This window comes from Streptomyces hiroshimensis (assembly GCF_014650335.1).
GTDB lineage: Bacteria > Actinomycetota > Actinomycetes > Streptomycetales > Streptomycetaceae > Streptomyces > Streptomyces hiroshimensis.
The window spans coordinates 144,911-165,055 of the sequence record NZ_BMUT01000013.1; the positions used below are offsets into that span (position 1 = coordinate 144,911).

17 protein-coding genes and 1 pseudogene are annotated in these 20,145 nt (G+C 71.6%); 12 read left to right on the forward strand and 6 right to left on the reverse strand.

Annotated features, from left to right (window positions below; translation table 11 throughout):
* The first annotated feature begins 48 nt into the window (after window positions 1-48).
* The 3 genes from IE241_RS27135 to IE241_RS27145 all read left to right on the forward strand — a co-directional run bounded on the left by IE241_RS27135 (window position 49) and on the right by IE241_RS27145 (window position 2,766).
* Window positions 49-825, forward strand: a complete 777-nt coding sequence (locus IE241_RS27135; protein WP_190024467.1) for a DUF2278 family protein — start codon at window positions 49-51, stop codon at window positions 823-825.
* A gap of 113 nt (window positions 826-938) precedes the next feature.
* On the forward strand, window positions 939-1,751 hold the full coding sequence (locus IE241_RS27140) for an alpha/beta fold hydrolase (RefSeq protein ID WP_190024468.1): 813 nt from the start codon (window positions 939-941) through the stop codon (window positions 1,749-1,751).
* A gap of 49 nt (window positions 1,752-1,800) precedes the next feature.
* Entirely contained in the window at window positions 1,801-2,766 is a 966-nt protein-coding gene (locus IE241_RS27145) for a hypothetical protein (protein WP_190024469.1), read from the forward strand.
* Window positions 2,767-2,815: 49 nt separating this feature from the next.
* On the opposite strand, the gene IE241_RS27150 is transcribed toward IE241_RS27145, so the two are convergent.
* Window positions 2,816-3,976, reverse strand: a complete 1,161-nt coding sequence (locus tag IE241_RS27150) for a serine hydrolase domain-containing protein (protein WP_190024470.1) — start codon at window positions 3,974-3,976, stop codon at window positions 2,816-2,818.
* Between the two features lie 274 nt (window positions 3,977-4,250).
* Between IE241_RS27150 and IE241_RS27155 the strand changes: the two genes are divergently transcribed.
* Window positions 4,251-5,876, forward strand: a complete 1,626-nt coding sequence (locus tag IE241_RS27155; RefSeq protein WP_190024471.1) for an alkaline phosphatase D family protein — start codon at window positions 4,251-4,253, stop codon at window positions 5,874-5,876.
* Here the strand turns inward: IE241_RS27155 and IE241_RS27160 are convergent.
* Both IE241_RS27160 and IE241_RS27165 read right to left on the reverse strand, forming a co-directional pair.
* Window positions 5,873-6,646: an SOS response-associated peptidase gene (locus tag IE241_RS27160; RefSeq protein ID WP_190024472.1), complete on the reverse strand. Its 774-nt coding sequence runs from the start codon at window positions 6,644-6,646 to the stop codon at window positions 5,873-5,875. The genes IE241_RS27155 and IE241_RS27160 overlap by 4 nt on opposite strands.
* 24 nt (window positions 6,647-6,670) lie before the next feature.
* Entirely contained in the window at window positions 6,671-9,220 is a 2,550-nt protein-coding gene (locus tag IE241_RS27165) for a polyprenyl synthetase family protein (RefSeq protein WP_190024473.1), read from the reverse strand.
* Window positions 9,221-9,458: 238 nt separating this feature from the next.
* Between IE241_RS27165 and IE241_RS27170 the strand changes: the two genes are divergently transcribed.
* A complete protein-coding gene (locus IE241_RS27170) occupies window positions 9,459-11,711 on the forward strand; it encodes an MMPL family transporter (protein WP_190024474.1) in 2,253 nt (750 codons plus the stop codon).
* A complete protein-coding gene (locus tag IE241_RS27175) occupies window positions 11,708-12,385 on the forward strand; it encodes a hypothetical protein (protein WP_190024475.1) in 678 nt (225 codons plus the stop codon). The genes IE241_RS27170 and IE241_RS27175 overlap by 4 nt, the downstream gene beginning before the upstream one ends.
* 36 nt (window positions 12,386-12,421) lie before the next feature.
* Here IE241_RS27175 and IE241_RS27180 read toward each other — a convergent pair whose 3' ends face one another.
* On the reverse strand, window positions 12,422-12,619 hold the full coding sequence (locus tag IE241_RS27180) for a hypothetical protein (protein WP_190024476.1): 198 nt from the start codon (window positions 12,617-12,619) through the stop codon (window positions 12,422-12,424).
* Between the two features lie 170 nt (window positions 12,620-12,789).
* Between IE241_RS27180 and IE241_RS27185 the strand changes: the two genes are divergently transcribed.
* Both IE241_RS27185 and IE241_RS27190 read left to right on the forward strand, forming a co-directional pair.
* A complete protein-coding gene (locus IE241_RS27185; RefSeq protein WP_190024477.1) occupies window positions 12,790-13,335 on the forward strand; it encodes a hypothetical protein in 546 nt (181 codons plus the stop codon).
* Between the two features lie 400 nt (window positions 13,336-13,735).
* Window positions 13,736-14,971, forward strand: coding sequence for a GDSL-type esterase/lipase family protein (locus IE241_RS27190; RefSeq protein ID WP_190024478.1), 1,236 nt, complete (start codon window positions 13,736-13,738; stop codon window positions 14,969-14,971).
* Window positions 14,972-15,097: 126 nt separating this feature from the next.
* Here the strand turns inward: IE241_RS27190 and IE241_RS34365 are convergent.
* Window positions 15,098-15,211 (reverse strand): annotated as a pseudogene (locus IE241_RS34365) (AraC family transcriptional regulator); the annotation flags it as partial.
* A 146-nt stretch (window positions 15,212-15,357) separates the two neighbouring features.
* Between IE241_RS34365 and IE241_RS27195 the strand changes: the two are divergent.
* The 4 genes from IE241_RS27195 to IE241_RS27210 all read left to right on the forward strand — a co-directional run bounded on the left by IE241_RS27195 (window position 15,358) and on the right by IE241_RS27210 (window position 19,419).
* Entirely contained in the window at window positions 15,358-15,777 is a 420-nt protein-coding gene (locus tag IE241_RS27195) for a helix-turn-helix transcriptional regulator (protein ID WP_190024479.1), read from the forward strand.
* 10 nt (window positions 15,778-15,787) lie between these two features.
* The gene (locus tag IE241_RS27200; RefSeq protein ID WP_190024480.1) at window positions 15,788-16,204 is read left to right on the forward strand and encodes a VOC family protein; all 417 of its coding nucleotides are present in this window, start codon (window positions 15,788-15,790) and stop codon (window positions 16,202-16,204) included.
* A 97-nt stretch (window positions 16,205-16,301) separates the two neighbouring features.
* A complete protein-coding gene (locus IE241_RS27205; protein WP_190024481.1) occupies window positions 16,302-18,701 on the forward strand; it encodes an ATP-binding cassette domain-containing protein in 2,400 nt (799 codons plus the stop codon).
* 85 nt (window positions 18,702-18,786) lie between these two features.
* Window positions 18,787-19,419: an AAA family ATPase gene (locus tag IE241_RS27210; protein ID WP_190024482.1), complete on the forward strand. Its 633-nt coding sequence runs from the start codon at window positions 18,787-18,789 to the stop codon at window positions 19,417-19,419.
* 121 nt (window positions 19,420-19,540) lie between these two features.
* Here the strand turns inward: IE241_RS27210 and IE241_RS27215 are convergent, their stop codons facing one another.
* Window positions 19,541-20,083 (reverse strand): RICIN domain-containing protein, encoded by a 543-nt coding sequence (locus IE241_RS27215; RefSeq protein ID WP_190024483.1) that lies wholly within the window; start codon window positions 20,081-20,083, stop codon window positions 19,541-19,543.
* Window positions 20,084-20,145: the final 62 nt, after the last annotated feature.

Below are 20,145 nucleotides of genomic sequence, written 5' to 3' on the forward strand. Positions count from 1 at the left end.
CCGGCAGTACGGAGTCTCCCGGGTCGGCGGTCTAAGCGAGGAGGAGAAATGCCTCTCTCCCGTTACGGAGTGGCCGTAGGGACTTTCCATGAGTTCCGGCGGGACCCCACCCACGACTTCGGCCACTGGTATCACGGACATCTCTCCCTCGATACCACCGCCGGACTGTTCGAGTCGGCACTCGATGTCGACGCCCCGTCGAGCGTAGGGGTCAGCTACCGCCTCGTGGACGATCTGATGGTCGCCGACATCCCCACCCTGCAAGGGCTCACCGCCGGCTTCCACCCCCTGGACTCCACGCCTGCGTCCGGCGCCCTGGACTACGCCCGCAGCCCGCTGCTGCGTGACTCGTCCTGGTTCGACAAGGCCCGGGAGACCAGCCGGCGGATCGAGCAGACCGTCCGGCGGCCCTCCACGGGCGCGCCGGTGTTCCACCCCACCGCCGGCGACGTCGTCGCCAAGTGGCTGACGAGCCTCCGGCGCCGGATGGCACACCGCCTCCCCTCGACGGCGCCGTGCCGGCCCGGCCCCCGGATCTTCCCCTGGGTGAGCAGCAACGGTGACAACGCCCTGGACGTCCTGGTGCCCCATCTGGCGGGCGCGGCCCGCATCTACGTCTTCGGGCAGAAGGTCGCGACGAAGAACATCGTCCACGACGTGCACTGCAATCAGGGAGACCCTCCGGGTACGCAGTGGTATCCGGAGAACGGCATCTGGCAGGACGGTGCGGTGATGTGCCAGGGCACGGACGGCCGGGTCGTGGTCTGGCAGATCAAGTTCAACACGCAGTCGCTCCACACCGACGACGACGGCCACCCGATCTGACCGCCGGGCCGGGCGCCGCGCCGACGGCACACTCATGGAAGCAGGACCCACTGACACTCCCCCGGTTCGGCGCCCTTGCCCGCGGCATGTCACCGGTGCACCCTGGTGGCCTCATGAAGACAGACACCCTGACGGTGCCCGGTGCCGAGATCTACCACGAGGTCCGAGGAACGGGCCCGCTCCTTCTGCTCATCAACGGCGGCGACGGCGACGCGGCGATGTTCGGGCCGCTGGCCGGTCTGCTGGCGGAGCACTTCACCGTCGTGACGTACGACCTGCGGGGCAACTCCCGCAGCCGTCTGACCGGCCCGCCCGCGGAACAGCGGATCGAGGGGCACGGTCACGACGCCCACCTGCTGCTGAACGCAGTCGCCGCCGGCGAGCCGGCGTACGTCTTCGGCACCAGTTACGGCGGCATGATCGGCGCGGACCTCCTGGCCCGCCATCCCGGTCAGGTGCGCGCGCTCGTGGCGCACGAGCCGTTCGTCGTCGATCTGCTGCCGGATGCGGACCGCTGGCACGCGCTGTTCCAGGAGGTGTACGAGCGCTACGAGCGCGAGGGCGTCGACGCCGCCATGCAGATGTTCTGTGAGGAGATCGGCGTCCAAGGGCCGCCGGAACCGCGCGAGGACCTGCCCGCACCGGTCCGGGAGATGCTGGCACGCCTCCGGGTCAACATGGAAACGTGCCTGGCGTACGAACTGCGCTCGTTCGTCCGTTTCCGCCCCGATGCCGAGGCGCTGCGCACGGCCAGGTTCACCCTCGTCATCGGTGGCGAGGGGCCGAAGACACTCGTGCACCGCACGACGCGGGCCCTGGCGGAGCACGTCGGCACCGGGATCACCGAGTTCCCGGGCGGGCACGTGGGTTTTCTGACGCACCCGGCGGCCTTCGCCGCGGCACTGCGCGGAGCGCTCCGAGGCTGAAGAGAGGGCGTGCGTCCGGCGTGCCGTCCACGGTCTTAGGATCGCCCGCGTGACAGAGATCGACCACGGGCGTTTCCACGAGTGGCTGCAACAGGCGCGCAGCGCGGCCGAGGGCGGCGCTGCAAGCCCTGCGAATCCTACGAACCCTGCGCCCCCGGCAACCCCGGCGAACCCGGCGGGCACTGACGCACGCTGGGACCTGCTGCGCAGCTTCCAGGAGGGCTGGGGGTACGAGCCCACCGACGGAGAGCGGTGGGAGCGGGAGGAACCCGATGCCCACAAGGAATACGTGTCCGGGCTGAAGGCCGAACTGTCCGACGCCGCCGCTGACGACGAGCCCGGCGACGTCGACCCCTCGCTCGCGATACCCGCCGCCCTGGACGAGTGGTGGGACCTGCCGTTCAACTCCTTCGCGGACCGGGCGGAGCTGTACGAGACCAATCCGGTCTGGCCGCCCACCGTTCGTCCGGACCCCACCGGCTACGGCGTCTCCGACGGTCTGCCGCCGGAGAACCCCTTCACCGGCCCGTCCGAGGACCTGCGGGTGTGCGTGTTCATGGCCGAGAACCAGTACTGCAACGAGTGGGGCTACCCCACGGCCCGCAGCCACCTCGCCGACCCGCCGGTGCTGGTCTCCGCCCTGGACGACGACGAGAAGCCGGCGTGGCTGCTGCAGAGCCACTCGGTCTCGGAGTTCCTCCTCCAGCTGGCCGTCACACGTCTGCCCGCCCACTACGGGTGGACCGTCGAGGAGGGCGACATCGCCCCCGAGACCGTAACCCGGCTGCGGGAGAGCCTGCGCCCGATGGGGCTGCTGCCGTGGCGTGAGCTGGGGGCGCGTACCGAGTTCTTCGGCGGGCCGGACGTCATCGTGGCCCACAACACCGGATACGGCGACTTCGGGTTCGTTGCGTACGGACGCACCGAGCAGGCGCTGGAGCGGCTCGCCGAGAGGCTCGGCGTGGACTGGACGGACTGCATCTGCGAGCCGGAGAGCCATTACGAGGAAGAGTGACGACGGTCTGACGACCCGTTCACTTGTACAGGACTCACTTGTACAGGTCTCACTTGCACAAGGACGTGGTGAACACCTTCAGCGCGGCCTTGCCGGCCTTCTCCGGCATGGTGAGGCTGGTGTTGACGGCGAGGGTGACCTGCCGCTCGCCGTCGGCCGAGGTGAAGCTGAAGGTGCTGTAGCCGGGGACGCTTCCGGTGTGGCCCCATACGGGCTTCTCGCCGGGGCAGTAGGCGGCCCGGCTCTCCAGGCCCAGGCCGTACATCCGCTCGGGTCCGCGGTCCGTCTCCCGGAGCGTCCGCATCTCCTGCCACAAGTGGGGCGGCAGCAGCTTGCCGTCGGCGAGCGCGCGGTAGAAGCGGTTCAGGTCGGCGGCGGTGGAGACGATGTTGCCGGGGCCCCAGAAAGCCGTGGGGCTGAAGTCGGTGAAGTCGGTGAAGTCGGCCGGTGCGGTCTCCCCCTGCAGCCGCTCGTAGCCGTTCAGGTGACGGCCCGGCAGGCGCGCGGAGGTGGGGACGGTGGTATCGGTGAGGTGGAGGGGACGCACGATGCGACGGTCGATCTGGTGGTCGAGCGTGCGGCCGGTGGCCTTCTCGATCAGCATGGCGAGAAGGACGTAGTTGGTGTTGGAGTAGGCCCACTTCCCGGGCTGACCGGGGTTGAACACGCGCGGCTCCTTCAGCGCGATCCCGACGAGCTCACGGGGGGTGTAGTGGGAGCGCTGGAGCTTGCGTACGGCGTCGTCGCCGCCGCTCCGGAGCACATCGGTGTAGTTGGGGATTCCGCTGGTGTGGCCGAGCAGTTGGCGTACGGTGACGGGCGCACCGTCGTCCCCGTCGGGAACGAGACCGGGTAGGTGGCGTCCGAGGGGGTCGTCCAGGCCGAGCCGGCCCTCGTCGACGAGCTGCAGGACGACCGTGGCGACGAAGGTCTTGGTCACGCTCCCGGCCCGGAACCGGTCCCCGGGCTTCGCCTGTCGTCCGTCCCGCAGGTCGGCGACACCGCTGCCCACCCGCCAGAAGCGGTTGCCGTCCCGCACCTCGGCGATCGCGCCGGGCACCCCCTCGGCGACGATGCCGTCCAGGGCCTGCTGCAGCGCGGCGTTCCTGCCCCCGTCCCGGTCGGCTTGTGCAGCGGCGGCCGGAACCGCCGCGGGGACGAGGGCGGCTGCGGCAAGCAGGGCGGAGACTGCGGCTGTTCGGCGGCGCATGGTCGGGTTCCTTCCGGAGTGCGTTGATGTCCTCACCGTACGGAGCCCTGTCCATGCCTGTGATCATGAAAAAGAATGATCATGAAGCCCCCTTCCCCCTACAGGTTCCCCTGATGCCGAGCCGGGGTCGGACCCGCCGTCTGCGCACCCTCCGCACCCTCTCGGCTGTGACGGCGGATACGCCGGAACCCCGTCTTTGCGCGGGAGACGAGGCTTCCTGCTGGGTATCTCCTCTGCAGGAGTGACCGGCGATTCTGGAGGGAGACGTCACGTCATGACGGGACATCAGGGCCATGACCGGCCCGGCACCGCATCGATCTCATACCTCAGACGCAGATTCCTCACGCTGACGGCCGCTACCGCCGTGCTGGCGTTCACCGCCGAGCCCGGCCGCGCCGCAGCCGGGGAGCTCGGCGACCGCGTCCTCGGCGACGACCCCTTCACCCTCGGCGTCGCCTCGGGCGACCCGCTGCCGGACGCCGTGGTGCTGTGGACGCGGCTGGCGCCGCGCCCGTGGGAGCCGGGCGGCGGGCTGCCTCCCGCAGGCGTGATCTCCGTGGACTGGGAAGTCGCGGAGGACGAACGGTTCTCGCGCATCGTGCGCCGCGGCGCGGCCGCCGCCGACGCCGACTTCGGATACAGCGTCCACGTCGATGCCCGAGGCCTCAAGGCGGGGCGGACCTACTGGTACCGCTTCCGCGCCGGCTCCTGGGTGAGCCGCGCCGGCCGGACCCGTACCGCTCCTGCCGCCGGAAGCTCTCCCGGGCAGCTGCGCCTGGGCGTGGCCTCGTGCCAGCAGTACGACGAGGGCTACTACACCGCGCTGTCGCACCTGGCCCGCGAAGACCTCGACGTCGTCTTCTTCCTGGGCGACTACATCTACGAGAACGCCATCGACGCCGGCGCCGGGGACCGGCAGCTCCCGGACGGCAGCCGGCTCCCCGACGTCTTCGCGCACGAGACCGTCACGCTGGCGGATTACCGCCTGCGCTACGCCCTGGGCAAATCCGACCCCGGTCTGCAGGCCGCCCACGCCGCCCATCCCTGGTGCGTGACCTGGGACGACCACGAGGTGGAGAACAACTACGCGGCGGACGTCTCGCAGGACAACGACCCGACCGAGCAGTTCCTGCTGCGACGGGCCGCGGCCTACCGTGCGTACTGGGAGAACATGCCCCTGCGTCTCCCGCACCCCACGGGGCCGGACATGCGTCTCTACCGCCGCCTGCGCTACGGCAGGCTCGCGCAGTTCGACATCCTGGACACGCGGCAGTACCGCTCGGACCAGGCCTACGGTGACGGCTGGAAGCTGCCCGGCCCCGATTCGGAAGACCCCTCCCGCACCCTCCTCGGCCCCGCCCAGGAACAGTGGCTCGCCAACGGCTTCCGCAGCTCTTCGGCCACATGGAACGTCATCCCCCAGCAGGTCGCCTTCTCCCGGCGCAGGCTGAGCCCCCAGAACTCGCCGTTGTCCATGGACGCCTGGGACGGTTACCCGGCCGCCCGTAAACGGCTACTCGACGCCGCGAGTGCCGCGAGGATCACCAATCTCATGGTCCTCTCCGGTGACTCCCACATCCACCTCGCCATGGACATCAAGGAGGACTTCGACAACCCCTCTTCCCCGACGCGCGGCGTCGAGATCCTCGGCACGTCCCTCTCCAGTGGGGCCGACGGGGTCGAAAGGCCGGAAGACTGGGAAAGCCTCCTCGCGGCCAACCCTCACATGGCGTACTACGCCAAGCGCCGCGGCTACGTCGTCGTCACCCTCACCCCGTCGCAGGCCCGCGCCGACTACCGCATCCTGCCCTACGTCACGCGCCCGGGCGCCCCCGTCTCCACCGCCGTCAGCCTGACCTGCCGGGCGGGTCGTCCCGGATTCGAGCGGCCCTCTCTCTAAGACCGGTGGTGCTTCGGCCCGGGGGCGTCGTCCAGCGAGTGCCCGGGGGCGTCGTCCAGCAAGTGGGGGCCGTTGTTGCGGACGTCGTTGACCGCGGTCGATACCGGGCGGGCGCCGAGGTCGCCGCCTGCGGGAGTGGTCAGGAGCGCGCGGAGCTCTTCGGGGTCCTGGTGGGCGGGGTCGAGCCAGGTGTCGTAGTCGGCCGACGCGATGGCCAGGGGCATGCGGGGGTGGATGCGGCCGGCGGTGTCGGTGGCTTCGGTGGTGATGATGCTGCAGGTGGTCCACCACGCCGCCGGGTCGCCGTCTCCCACCGCCGGGTCGCGCCAGAACTCGTACAGCCCCGCCAGCGCCATCACCTGACCGTCCGCGGGGCTGATGAAGTACGGCTGTTTGTAGGCCTTCCCGGCCGGGGTCGCCGGGACCGCTTCCCACTCGTAGAAGCCGTCGGCCGGGAGCAGGCAGCGGTGCTTGGCGAAGGCGCGCCGGAAGGCGGGCTTCTCGTGCACCGTCTCCACCCTGGCGTTGATCATCTTCGCGCCGGTGCTCAGACTCTTCGCCCAGGACGGCACCAGGCCCCACCGCAGCGCCCGCAGCTGTCGCTCGATGGCGCCGCTCTCGCGGTCGGCGCGCTCCAGGACGGCCCATACGTCGTCGGTCGGGGCGACGTTCCAGCTCGGTGCCAGGAGCGGTTCCGGGTCCCACCGAGTGACGGAGAACAGCCCGGCCAGGTCCTGCGGACTGCGGGTGGAGACGTAACGGCCGCACATGCCTGAACCTCGCCGGACCTCTCGTCAGACCCGGTCGCCGGTCAGGCGCAGTGGCTTGCGGGGAGCCGGGGGACGGCCGTCGGCGGCCGGGTCGGGGACGTCGTCCTCGCGCTCGGCCGCGTACCAGCCCAGGCCGCGCAGGATCGCCTTGGGCATCGTCGGCGGCAGGACGCGGTCGAGAGCCGGCCAGGCTTCTTCGAGGAGGGCCCGGGCGTGGGCGCGGGCGGCGTCCACCGCGCCGCACTCGGTGAGGACGGCGGCGACGGCTTCCGCCGTCTGCGGGGTGGCGCGCCCGCCGCGCACGGACTCCCACACGGCGCGCAGGCGATCGGGGGGCAGCAGGGGCACGGCGTGGGCGAGCGGCACCGTGACCTTGCCGTTCAGCAGGTCCTCGGCCACGCGCTTGGCCGGGCGGCGGCGGCCGCCGTGCCTGACGGTGCCGATGCCGCGGAGGTCCGCGACGTCGTCGCTGATCTGGTACGCCACGCCGACGGCCTCGAAGTACGCGCCGACGGCGGCGGTCTCCGCCTCCCCGGCGCCGGTCAGCAGGGCGCTGGCCTCGGCGAACATCCGCACCGGCAGGCCGGACTTCAGCCGGTGGGTGGAGTGCAGGCGCTGCAGCAGCACCGAGGCGTCGCCGGTGGCCACGGCGGCGTCCATGGCCTGCTCGTGCCCGGCGAGGTCGAGGGCCTGTCCGGCGTGGCCCGCGCGCAGGGCGCGCAGGTAGGCCCGGTGCACGCGCAGGCGCAGCGCGGGGTCGTCGGGCAGGACGTCGTCCGCGACCCGGTCGAAGACGAAGTAGGCGGCCGTGCCCGCATTGATGGCGGTCGGTACGCCGAAGACCTCGTGGACGGTCGGCCCGCCGCGGCGCTTCGGGGAGGCGTCCTCCACATCGTCGACGATCAGGGACCCGGTGTGCAGCAGCTCGGTGACTGCCATCAGGGGGCGGTAGCGGTCCGCGGCGCCGCAGAAGAGGGCCATGACACAGGCGGAGGCGAACGATCGCCATGACTTCCCGCCCAGGTCGGCGAGGTGGCGTACGGGCAGGACGAGCCCGGCGTGCAGCTCCCGGGACGAGGCCTCGTCGAGCGGGGCATGGTCTTCCACGCCGGCCAGGGCGGCCAGGGCGACCAGCACACGGGAGTCGAGGGTGTCAGGGGTGCCGGGGGTGCCAGGGGTATCGGGGTAGAAACGGCGCACCTCCGCCCGCGTGATCCGGCCGATGCGGCGCATGAAGTCCTCAAGGTCACCGATGGTGTTGGGCGGGACGAACTCCACGCGCGCGTGGCCGCCGACGGGCCGGCCGCCCATCGTGCCCTCCACCCGGCACCGGCCGTGCCAGAAGGCGCGGCCCAGGGACATCGACAGGACCTCTTGCCCGTACGGGGACGCGACGAGCCGCACGTCGAGGTCCGCCTCGGGGATCCGCAACCGGGCGCCCACGGGGTAGGAGTTCATGGTGACCGAGGACTCCCAGCGGCGCGTGGTCCACAGTTCCGCCGCTGTCCGCCGACCGCGCCCGTCGGGGCCGGCGACGGCGCAGACCGTGTGCTGTGCCTGTGTTGTGTGGGTGGCCATGGGCCGGTCCGGCGGATCCGGCGCGTGCGGCTCATCCGGCGCATCCGTCAGGCCTTGCAGGGCCTGCCGGTCCTGATCCCGGTCGTCGAGAGGCGTCCGTGCCGGGGGCAACGGCTCGGTGTCGGTGGTCTCCTCGACGAGGCTGGTGCGCAGGAGCGCCACGTCCCAGCCGTTGTCCAGCTGCACCTGTGCCCACATCCAGGCAGCGTCCGCGCCGCCGGGCCGGTGCGCGCCGTCCGGGCCGGTGCCGAAGGAGTGCTCCAGCCAGGCCTCACCTGTGATGTGCGCGGGTGCACGGCTGGGGGCGGCAGAAGGAAACAGGGTGCCTTCGGCGGCCATGCGCGGCAGGCAGGACGAGGACAAGGCCCAGGAGGGATCCGTGTCGTCGTCTTCACACAGTGACAGGGGCGGCTTGTCCGGTCTGAGGGTCAGTGCGAAACCCCCGGCGTCGCCGGTCACCGTCAGGCCGTACGAGCCGTCCGGGTTCCGGGTGAGGGTGGCGACGCCCCCGAAATCCAGGTCCAGCCTGTGCGCGAAGAGGCGTACGGGCGCGCACAGCAGCCGGTCGGGCAGGAGCGGTCCGCCGCCGGCCAGGGCGTCGAGGACCGCCCGGCGCACATGGGGGTCCCATGCCGAGGTGTCCTCGAACGCTGAGCGGGCCTCGGCCAGGGCCGCCTCGTCCAGCCAGGACTCGGAGGTGTGACCGCCGGCGGCGTGGTCGGTGTGCGACCAGATCACGGTATGGGCGGCAGGCCGGTCCGCTCCTCCGGCGGCCCGGTCCGCTCCTCCGGCACCGGGCCGCCGGCAGAGGAACTGCACGGACAGGCTGTGCTCATCCCCTTCGGCCGTCCGTACCGAGGCGTTGACGGACCACCGTTCGACGGGACGGTCCGGGTGGGGCAGGCCCTCGTATGCGGAGGCGGTGGAGCCCGTGGTGAGTCCGGTGGAGCCGGCTGCGGAAGAGGACGGCGGTGCCTGTGCGACGTGCTTGTTCACGGGTGTCCCAAGGGGAGTCCTGCGGTGTGGGTTGCGTACTGGCCGTAACCGCCCAACTGCACGGGCGTCAACACGGTTACCTGTCGCCACCCGTATGGATCGCCTCAAGCGGGCTGTCCGTGCCCTGTCGGGTGCATTCGGGTGAGCGCGGGCGTGCCGCCCGCAGGGGTGCCCGGCCGCCGCCGTATACCCGGGACACGACGGATGGGAACGGTGGACGAACATGATGACGCGGTGGGTGGTTTCCCGTCCCTGGCGGGTGCTGGCCGGGGCGGGCCTGCTGGGCACGGTGCTGGGGCTGTGGCTTCTGGGAGCCCACCCCCAGTTCAGCGGTGGGGGCTATCTCGCCACCGGGACCGAGGCCGCCCGCGCCGACGCCGTCCTGGCCGAACGCTTCCACGCGGGCCTGCCGGACCTGGTGCTGCGCGCGGACGCCGACTCCCCCGCCGGTTCCGAGGCCGTCTCCCGCGCGGGCCTGGACCTCACCGTCAGGCTCTCCCTGCAGCCGGGGGTCGAGCGCGTCTACTCGTACTGGAACACGGGCGCCTCCGAGCTGCTGAGCAAGAACGGGCACGGTGCGCTCGTCGTGGCCGATCTGTCGGGGGACGACGCGGCCACGGCGCGGGCCGCCGAACGGCTGGTGCCGCGTTTCACCGGCCTCCACGGTCCGCTGCGGGTCTCGGCCACCGGCATCTCCTACGTCTCGGCGCAGGCCACCGACGTCAGCGGGGACGAGCTGCTCCGGGCCGAGCTGCTCGGCGTGCCGCTGACCGGGCTGGCGCTGCTGCTGGCCTTCGGTTCCCCGGTCGCGGCCCTTCTCCCGGTGCTGACGGGGCTGTTCGCGGTACTGGGTGCCTATCCCCTGCTGTGTGCGCTGGCCGAGGTGATGCCGGTGTCCGCGCTCGCCACGAACGTCGCCACGGCGCTCGGCTTCGGCGTGGCCGTGGACTACGGGCTGTTCCTCGTCAGCCGCTTTCGCCAGGAACTCGCCGCCACAGAAGACGGCTCCCAGGACACACAGGACGCCCAGGACACCCGCGGTGCGACGCTGCGCACCATGCGCACCGCCGGCCGCACGGTGTTCTTCTCCAGCGGCACGATCGCGCTCTGCCTGACCCCCATGCTGCTGTTCCCGCTGCCGTTCCTGCGCTCCCTGGCCTGTGCGGGCATCGCGGTCGTGCTGTGCTGCGGGCTGGCCACGGCATGCGTCCTGCCGGCGCTGCTGGTGCTGCTCGGCCGCTGGATCGACCGCGGCGACCCGCTGGCCAGGTGGCGCCGGGCGCGCTCTCCGGAGAGCCTGCTGTGGCGGCGCGTCGCCCGGGCCGCCACCGGCCGGCCCGTCCTGGCCGGCGGCTGCTGTGTGCTGCTGCTCGCGGCGTCGGCGCTGCCCTTCGCCCACGTCCGTTTCGGGGTCACCGACTACCGTGTGCTGCCCGCCGAGCTGGAGTCGCACGCCGTCGCCGCCGGGATCGAGCGCGACTTCTCCCTCCCCTGGGACCGCGCCGTCACCGTTCTGTTGCCGGCCACCGATGCGGTCGAGCAGGAAGCCGAGGTGACGGCCTACGCCCGGCAGTTGTCCGTACGCCCCGACGTCGCGAGTGTGGTGACGGGCCTGGGAACGTACGCACACGGTCGTCTGGTGGCCGGTCCCACGCCCGGGTCGCTGCTGCAGATCACCACGGGCGGCACCTGGCTGGCGGTGACGGGATCCGGTCCCCCCGCGAGCGACCCCGCCCTCGTCCGGACCCTGCGTGCGTTGCCCTCCCCCGGCCCGCACCTGGTCACCGGCTGCCCGGCGCGCGTGCTGGACACCAAGACGGCTCTGGCGCGCGTCCTGCCCTTCATCGGTGCGCTGTTGATCGGCTGCGTGCTGATCCTGCTGTTCCTCTTCACCGGCTCCCTGCTCATCCCGCTCAAGGCCGTGGTGCTGGCCGCGCTGAGCATGTGCGCCAGCTTCGGGGCGATGGTCCACATCTTCCAGGACGGCCATCTGCGCGGCCTCCTGGGACCGTTCACCGTGACGGGCGAGCTGGAGACGGCCATGCCGGTGGTGATGTTCTGCTTCGCCTTCGGGGTCTCGGTGGACTACGAGCTCTTCCTCATCGCCCGCATCCAGGAGGAGTACCGGGCGGGCGCCGACTGCCGCACCGCCGTGATCAGGGGAATCGCCCGCACCGGACGGGTGATCACCACGGCGTCGTTGCTCGTCGCCATCGCCGTACTGCCGCTGCTGACCTCGCACGTGGTGCTGCTGAAGATGTTCGGATGCGGCATCGCCCTCGCCGTACTCATGGACGCCACTGTCGTACGCGGTGTCCTCGTGCCCGCCTTCATGCGGCTGGCCGGGCGCGCCAACTGGTGGGCGCCCGCGCCGCTGCGCCGCCTCCACCGGCGCCTCGGACTCCATACCGCCTTCGTGCCGCCGCCGGAGTCCACGGGCGCCGTGCCGGCCCAGCAGAAACCGACCGTGAGGAAGAAGATCCGCACATGACCACCACGCACCGTCCGCACACTGCGACGATCCACGCGGCTTTGGGCGCCTTGCTGCTCGGCGCCCTCTGCACGACCGCCGGTCCCGGGACCACGCAGGCTGCGGCCGCACCCGCGCGCGGCCCTGCCCGGACCGCCTTGGCCGGGACGGCCCCGGCGGGTAGCGCCTTGACCGGTACTGCCCCGGCCGGTGCTGCCCTCGCCGGTACTGCCCTGGCCTGCTCCCTGCAGACGGATCCGGGCGACCCCCTCGTATTCCGCCCGGCCGTGACCGGGCGCGTGCGCCAGGTGTCCGCCACGGGCACCGTCCTGCTCGACCGCTGCACCTCCCCGGACAGCAGCCAGCGCGGAATCCGGTCCGGACGGATGGTCCTGCGCGGCTCGGCGACGGCCAACTGCCTCACCGCCGCCCGGCCCGAGGGGTCCGCCACCATCACCTGGTACTACGGCTGGGCACAGCGCGGCTACACCGCCGGGACCTCCCGTCTGAAGCCGACCGCGCGTGGCGGCGGTGGCTACACCCCGGCGGATGCCTTCCTCAGCGGCAGCGTCGTCTCCGGGCGGATGTTGTACCGCCATGTACGCGGCTGGGCGGTGCCCACCACCGATGTGACCGGCTGCGTGACCCGCGGACTGCACACCGTCGCAGGGCGGGGCAATATCTCCTTCACCTGACCGGTCGTTCGTCCTTCACCCTTCACCCTTCGCCCTTCACCGGTTTCGCCTGGCGCCGGAGCGCGGCCGCAGCAGCGCAGCCGCCAGCACGGCCGGGATGGTGAGCAGCAGGGTGAGCGTCACCAGCGACAGGCTGCGGAGCCGCTTCTCGCTCGCCGACGGGAGGGCTCTCCGGTAGGTGGGGCAATGGTTCCTGGGGCCGCACAGGCTGGGGGGCGGCTTCGGAGCAGGCACCGAGTTCGGCGGTGCGGGAGACGGGGAGGGGCGAGGCGGAGTAATGACAACAGGGGCAGGGGCAGGCGGGAGCTGGGCCGGTGGCGCGGGGGCAGGAGCCGGCGGGGCCGGGGCGGGGGGCGGAGCTACGGGCGCTGGGGCGGGGGGCGCCGGTGCCGGGGGAACTTGCGGTGCGCCCGGAGGGGGGACGGGAGCGGGCGGGGCCGGCGGAGCGGGAGCAGGTGGGGCAGGAGCCGGTGGAGCGGGGGCAGGCGGGGCGGGAGCAGGCGGGGCGGGAGCGCCCGGCGCGGGAGGGGCAGGAGCCGGAGCACCGGGACCAGGAGCGGGGCCGGGAGGCGCGGGAGCAGGCGGAGCCGGGGCAGGTGGAGCAGGCGGGGCAGGGACTTCCGCCCCGGGTGGTGCGGGAGGAGGAGCGCCGGGACCGGGGGCTGGAGGCGCAGGAGCGGGCGCGGGCGGCGCAGGAGCCGGGGGCGCAGGAGCCGGTGGAGCGGGGGCAGGCGGGGCGGGAGCCGGAGCGCCCGGCCCTGGAGACGCAGGAGCCGGAGCACCGGGACCCGGAGCCGGTGGGGCAGGAGCGGGCGGGGCGGGCGCGGGCGGCGCAGGAGCCGGGGGCGCCGGAGCAGGCGGGGCGGGGGCAGGCGGCGCCGCCGGAGGAGGCGGGGCGTTACGGCACTTCAGCCACGCCTCTGCGTCGACATTGGACAGGTGCGCCGTAATGTCCAGGCACCCCTGGCCGTTGTCGGTCACTTCTGCTCGGGCGGTGCCGCCCAACGCATTCACGGCGACATGCGAAGGCGGATGTACCGGCAGCAGGCTCGGCAGACGATGCAGCACGGCGGTCACCGACGTGTTGCCTGTCGCGACGTGCGCGCCACCGTCGTCGGCCGCCGCCTCGCCTGTCATCGCCAGCACGGCAGCCGTAGCCAGCATCACTGCATACCGCGTTGTCCGTGCTGTCCGTGTCGTCCGCCGCCCCGTCACGCGGAACAGCCTGCACGTACGGCGCTGTCTCCGGCTCGCGTTCCCGCGAGATTCCTCCGATGGACGGAAAATGACCTCAGCACACCCGGCGATATTGATTGGGCGGACCATGCATCCGGCCTGCAGAATGCCCTCATGAACGACCGGCTCGACGACATACCCGACACCCCCGCGGCAGCCCCGGCGACGGACCGGACAGCCCCGCCGATCGCCACACCCATCACGGCGGACCTCCTGCGCGGCGCCCTGGACCTGGAGCGCACCGAACACGGGGTGCTGCCGCACCGGTTGCCGGCCCGGGCGCGGGCACAGTGCGCCGACGGGCTGCTGGCGATGGCGGAGGCCCAGCCCTCCGGTGTACGGCTGGTGTTCCGCACACGTGCCACCACCGTCGAGCTCGATGCGCTCCGCACCAAGAACGTCTACCAGGGCGCGCCGCCCCGCCCCGACGGCGTCTACGACCTGCTCGTCGACGGCCGGCCGACCGGGCAGGCCGGCTCCACCGGCGGCAACGTCCTGCTGGTGGACATGACCACCGGGTCCGTGGAAACCCGCCCGGGTCCGGTCGGCACCGTCCGGTTCTCCGGCCTCCCCGACCGCGTCAAGGACATCGAGATCTGGCTGCCGTACAACGAGATCACCCAGCTGGTCGCCCTGCGCACCGATGCCCCGGTCGAGCCCCTGCCGGACGGGGGCCGCAAGCAGTGGCTGCATCACGGCAGTTCGATCAGCCACGGCTCCGACGCCGCGAGCCCCAGCACGACCTGGCCCGCGCTGGCCGGCTCGCTCGGCGGCGTGGAACTGACCAACCTGGGTCTGAGCGGCAGCGCCCTCCTCGACCCCTTCACCGCCCGTGCCCTGCGCGACACTCCGGCGGACCTGATCAGCGTCAAGATCGGCATCAATCTCGTCAACACCGACCTGATGCGCCTGCGCGCCTTCGGCCCCGCGGTGCACGGCTTCCTCGACACCGTCCGCGAGGGTCACCCGACCACTCCGCTCCTGGTCGTCTCGCCCATCCTGTGCCCCATCCACGAGGACACCCCGGGCCCCAGCGCACCGGACTTCAGCAACCTCGGCGAGGGAAAGCTGCAGTTCCGGGCCGCGGGCGACCCCGCGGAACGGGCGGGCGGGAAGCTGACCCTCAACGTCATCCGGGGCGAACTGGCCCGCATCGTGGAGCAGCGGGCGGCCGACGACCCGAACCTGCACTACCTCGACGGCCGCGAGCTCTACGGCGAGGCGGACTTCGCCGAACTGCCGCTGCCCGACCAGCTCCACCCGGACGCCGCCACGCACCGCCGCATCGGCGAACGCTTCGCCGCCCTGGCCTTCGGCTCCGGCGGACCGTTCGCCGCCGCGCGGTCCTGACACGCCCGTTACGCGTCCGGTTCCGACGCGGTCGCTCGCAGCTGCCGCCAAGGTACTGAGGATGGTGCCGAGCAGTATGGTGCGCGCAGGGCGGCGGCGTCAGCGTAGGAGCCGGGCCCCGGGGCGCTACCCCAGCCCGGCCCGGAACGCACGGCGGTAGGCACCCGGTGTCGTCCCCAGGGCGCCGAGAAAGCACCTGCGGAGGTTGGTGGCCGAGGAGAGGCCGACGCGGCGGGCGACGTCCGCTGCGTACCGGGCGCCGTGGTCGGTCACAGACGCCGAACGTGTACCGGGTGGGCAGCCCTCGTCCCGTGCCGCCCCCGTGCCGTTCTGTGCCGCCCTGTGCCGCCACGCGACCCCGGACATGCCCATGGGATCCTGGTCACGTGAACCTGGAGGACCTCGTCCGGCTGCGCCGGGCCCGTGACCGGATGGACCGCGACTACGCGAAGCCGCTCGACGTTCCGGCACTGGCGCGCACGGCCCTCATGTCGCCGGGCCATTTCTCCCGCAGCTTTCGCGCCGCCTTCGGGGAGACGCCGTACAGCTACCTCATGACGCGCCGGATCGAGCGGGCCAAGGCGCTGCTGCGGCGGGGCGACCTCACGGTGACGGAGGTCTGCTTCGCGGTCGGCTGCACCTCGCTGGGGTCGTTCAGCTCGCGGTTCACCGAGCTGGTGGGCGAGAGCCCGAGCTCCTACCGGGCCCGCCGCCATGACGAGAGCGCCGCCATCCCGCCCTGCGTCGCCAAGATCCATACAAGACCGGTCAGGAATGGAGAAGCGAAACCCGGCCCCCGCCCGTAGCGTGAGGCGCATGGACATCAAGCTTTCACAGTGCTTCATCGCCGTCGACGACCACGACAAGGCGCTCGCCTTCTACCGGGACGTACTCGGCCTGGAGGTGCGCAACGACGTCGGCTTCGAGGGGATGCGCTGGGTGACCGTCGGGGCGCCGTCGCAGCCCGACGTGAACCTCGTCCTCGAACCGCCCCTCGCCGACCCGAACGCCTCGGCCGCCGACAAGCAGGCCATGGCGGAACTGCTGGCCAAGGGCCTACTGCGCGGTGTCATCTTCCACACCGACGACTGCGACGCCACCTTCGAGCGGATCCGCGCGGCGGGCGGCGAGGTGCTGCAGGAGCCGGTGGACCAGCCTTACGGCGTCCGCGACTGTGCCTTCCGTGACCCCTCCGGCAATATGCTCCGCTTCACCCAGCCTCGCAAGCAGTGAGCGACTGAACCACTGAACCGTTGAACGGCTGAACTACTCAACGCCGGTCCACTGCGTAAGTCCGTAACTGTGTAACTGCGTAACCGATGGAGACATGATGAGCACGGCCAGGAAGACGGCCAAGAAGACGGACACGCAGTCGCCTGCGCCGCACGGTGCCGACAGTCACGACCTGATCCGCGTGCACGGCGCGCGCGTGAACAACCTCAAGGACGTCAGCGTCGAGATCCCCAAGCGCCGGCTGACGGTGTTCACCGGCGTCTCCGGCTCGGGCAAGAGCTCGCTGGTGTTCGACACGATCGCCGCGGAGTCACAGCGGCTGATCAACGAGACCTACAGCGCCTTCGTCCAGGGTTTCATGCCCACGCTGGCGCGGCCCGAGGTCGACGTCCTCGAGGGGCTGACGACCGCGATCATCGTCGACCAGCAGCGGATGGGCGGCGACCCCCGCTCCACGGTCGGCACCGCCACCGACGCCAACGCGATGCTGCGCATCCTCTTCAGCCGGCTCGGCAAGCCGCACATCGGGCCGCCCAGCGCGTACGCCTTCAACGTCGCCTCGGTCCGGGCGAGCGGCGCGATCACGGTCGAGCGCGGTGCCAAGAAGGCGGTGAAGGCGACCTACCAGCGCACCGGCGGCATGTGCCCGCGCTGTGAAGGGCGGGGCACGGTCTCCGACATCGACCTCAGCGAGCTCTACGACGACTCCAAGTCGATCTCCGAGGGCGCGTTCACCATCCCCGGCTATACGGGGGGCGGCTGGAACTCCCGGCTCTACGGCGAGTCGGGCTTCTTCGACCCGGACAAGCCGATCCGCAAGTTCACCAAGAAGGAGCTGCACGACTTCCTCTACCGCGAGCCGACCAGGATGAAGATCGCGGGCATCAACATGACCTACGAGGGGCTGGTCCCGCGGGTCCAGAAGTCGATGCTCTCCAAGGACAAGGAGTCGATGCAGCCGCACGTCCGGGCGTTCGTGGAGCGTGCGGTCACCTTCACCACCTGCCCCGACTGCGACGGCACGCGGCTCAGCGAGGGCGCCCGGTCGTCGAAGATCAAGAAGATCGGCATCGCCGACGCCTGCGCGATGGAAATCCGCGACCTGGCCGAATGGGTCCGCGGCCTCAAGGAGCCCTCGGTGGCGCCGCTGCTCGCCGCGCTGCAGCAGACTCTCGACTCGTTCGTGGAGATCGGCCTGGGCTACCTCGCGCTCGACCGGCCGTCGGGCACGCTGTCGGGCGGCGAGGCGCAGCGCGTCAAGATGATCCGCCAGCTCGGCTCCTCGCTCACCGACGTCACCTACGTCTTCGACGAGCCCACCACCGGCCTGCACCCCCATGACATCCAGCGGATGAACGACCTGCTGCTGCGGCTGCGGGACAAGGGCAACACGGTGCTCGTCGTCGAGCACAAGCCGGAGACGATCGCGATCGCCGACCACGTCGTCGACCTCGGCCCCGGCGCCGGGACGACGGGCGGCACCGTCTGCTTCGAGGGCACCGTCGACGGGCTGCGGGCCGGCGGCACCGTCACCGGCCGCCATTTCGGCGACCGGGCCGCCCTCAAGGAGACGGTGCGGAAGCCCACCGGCCGGCTTGCGATCCGCGGCGCGAAGGCGAACAACCTGCAGGGCGTCGACGTGGACATCCCGCTCGGGGTGCTCACCGTCGTCACCGGCGTCGCCGGCTCCGGCAAGAGTTCGCTCCTGCACGGATCGCTCCCCGGGGACGCGGATGCGGTGTCGGTCGACCAGAGTCCGATCCGCGGCTCGCGGCGCAGCAACCCGGCGACGTACACCGGGCTGCTCGACCCGATCCGCAAGGCGTTCGCCAAGGCCAACGGCGTGAAGCCGGCGCTCTTCAGCGCCAACTCCGAGGGCGCCTGCTCCACCTGCAACGGCGCCGGCGTCATCTACACCGATCTGGCGATGATGGCGGGCGTCGCCGTCCCTTGCGAGGAGTGCGAAGGGAAGCGGTTCCAGGCATCGGTGCTGGAGTACCACCTCGGCGGGCGCGACATCAGCGAGGTGCTGGCGATGCCGGTGGCCGAGGCCGGAGAGTTCTTCGGCTCCGGCGAAGCACACACGCCTGCCGCGCACAAGATCCTCGGCCGGCTCGCCGACGTCGGGCTCGGCTACCTCAGCCTCGGCCAGCCGCTCACCACGCTGTCCGGCGGCGAGCGGCAGCGGCTCAAGCTGGCCACCCACATGGCCGAGAAGGGCGGCGTCTACGTCCTGGACGAGCCGACCACCGGCCTGCACCTCGCCGACGTGGAACAGCTGCTCGGCCTGCTCGACCGGCTCGTCGACTCCGGCAAGTCGGTCATCGTCATCGAGCACCACCAGGCGGTCATGGCACACGCCGACTGGATCATCGACCTCGGCCCCGGTGCCGGACACGACGGCGGCCGGATCGTCTTCGAGGGCACACCCGCCGATCTCGTCACCGCCCGCACCACCCTCACCGGCGAGCACCTCGCGGCCTACGTCGGCGCGTGACCGGGCGCGAACGCGGGCAGGGCCGGTCCCGGGTGACCCCGGGCCATGGGCGTAGGGTCTGCGCATGCTTGTGTAGGGTCTGCGCATGCTTGTGTGGATCAACGGGCCGTTCGGCGGCGGCAAGACGCAGACCGCGCACGAGATCCGGCGACGGCTCCCGGGCAGCGTCATCTGCGACCCCGAGCAGGCCGGTTTCGGCCTTCACCGGATGCTGCCCCCGTCCTTGCGCGGCGACTTCCAGGACCTCCGGGCCTGGCGGCAGGGCGTGTACGAGGTGCTGGACCTGGCCCTGACCCGGTACGAGGGGACCGTGATCGTGCCCATGACGATCGTGGAGCCGGACTGCTTCCTCGAGACCGTCGGCCGGCTGCGGGAACGTGGTCACGACGTCCGGCACTTCGCCCTGCTGGCCGACCGGCGGACGGTCCTGGGACGGCTCCGCGAGCGCAACTTCGGGCACGTGGTGAAACTCGTCGCGGGACAGGACGCGCCCTTGCGCCGGGAGAGCTTCGCCGTATCGAAACTCGACCTGTGTCTGGAGCGCCTGCGCAAGCCCGAGTTCGCGGAGCACGTGTGGACCGACCGGATCACCGTTCCGCAAGTCGCCGACCACATCGCCGCCTCGGCCGGACTGACCCTCACACCGAATACGGACCGGGCTCTGCAAGGCCGTCTGCGCCGGGCCTGGACGGGGGTCAAGCACATCCGGTTCGACTGACCCCGGGCCACGACCCCGGAGACCGCCCCATCGTTGTTCACGGCTTCCGGAGAGCGCGACGTGCCCGGCGGGGGGGGGTGAGTCCCCCGCCGGGCACGTCGTCGAGCGCTCCTACAGGCCGCTAGAAGTTCCAGTAGTGGTCGGGCCACGTGCCGCACGGCCACTGGATGGCCTTCTCACCCTGTACGCGGCTGGCACCGGGGATGGCGAGGCACTGGCCACTGTTCCAGTTCACCAGGCGGGTGCCGTTGCTGGTGGTGTCGACGCCCCAGTAGTGGTCCGCCCAGGTGCTGCAGGGCCACTGGATGACCTGTGTGCCCGCCGTGGTGCTGCCGCCGGGGACGGCCAGGCACTGCTGGCTGTTGAGGTTTCTTATGCGGTAGTAGTTGCGGCCTCCGTTGTTGAACGCGTACTCGAACTGCCAGTAGTGGTCCTGCCAGCTGCCGCAGCCCCACTGGATGAGCCCGATGCCGTTCTGGGTGCTGCCACCGGGTACGGCCAGGCATTGGGCGCTGTTGCCGTTGCGGATCCAGCCGTAGGAGAGGGCGCCGTCCGGGCCGGGCTTGGTGTCCGGGACCGCGGCGGAGGCTCCGGTGATGCCGGAGGTGAAGAGTGTGGCTGCGGCAGCCGCCATAACTCCCAGGAGGCGATAGCGCGACTTCATGTGTCCCCTTCCTCGTACGAGAGAAGTGCTTGGATCATGAGTCGTACGTGCCTTACGTGGCC

Coding starts and splice junctions, on each gene's coding strand:
- IE241_RS27160 (WP_190024472.1), bottom strand. CDS start 6,646: ATGTGCGGCCGTTACGTCTCCACCCGCAGTCCGCAGGACCTGGCCGGG.
- IE241_RS27190 (WP_190024478.1), top strand. CDS start 13,736: ATGAACGACCGGCTCGACGACATACCCGACACCCCCGCGGCAGCCCCG.
- IE241_RS27200 (WP_190024480.1), top strand. CDS start 15,788: ATGGACATCAAGCTTTCACAGTGCTTCATCGCCGTCGACGACCACGAC.
- IE241_RS27150 (WP_190024470.1), bottom strand. CDS start 3,976: ATGCGCCGCCGAACAGCCGCAGTCTCCGCCCTGCTTGCCGCAGCCGCC.
- IE241_RS27135 (WP_190024467.1), top strand. CDS start 49: ATGCCTCTCTCCCGTTACGGAGTGGCCGTAGGGACTTTCCATGAGTTC.
- IE241_RS27205 (WP_190024481.1), top strand. CDS start 16,302: ATGAGCACGGCCAGGAAGACGGCCAAGAAGACGGACACGCAGTCGCCT.
- IE241_RS27210 (WP_190024482.1), top strand. CDS start 18,787: ATGCTTGTGTGGATCAACGGGCCGTTCGGCGGCGGCAAGACGCAGACC.
- IE241_RS27155 (WP_190024471.1), top strand. CDS start 4,251: ATGACGGGACATCAGGGCCATGACCGGCCCGGCACCGCATCGATCTCA.
- IE241_RS27215 (WP_190024483.1), bottom strand. CDS start 20,083: ATGAAGTCGCGCTATCGCCTCCTGGGAGTTATGGCGGCTGCCGCAGCC.
- IE241_RS27140 (WP_190024468.1), top strand. CDS start 939: ATGAAGACAGACACCCTGACGGTGCCCGGTGCCGAGATCTACCACGAG.
- IE241_RS27175 (WP_190024475.1), top strand. CDS start 11,708: ATGACCACCACGCACCGTCCGCACACTGCGACGATCCACGCGGCTTTG.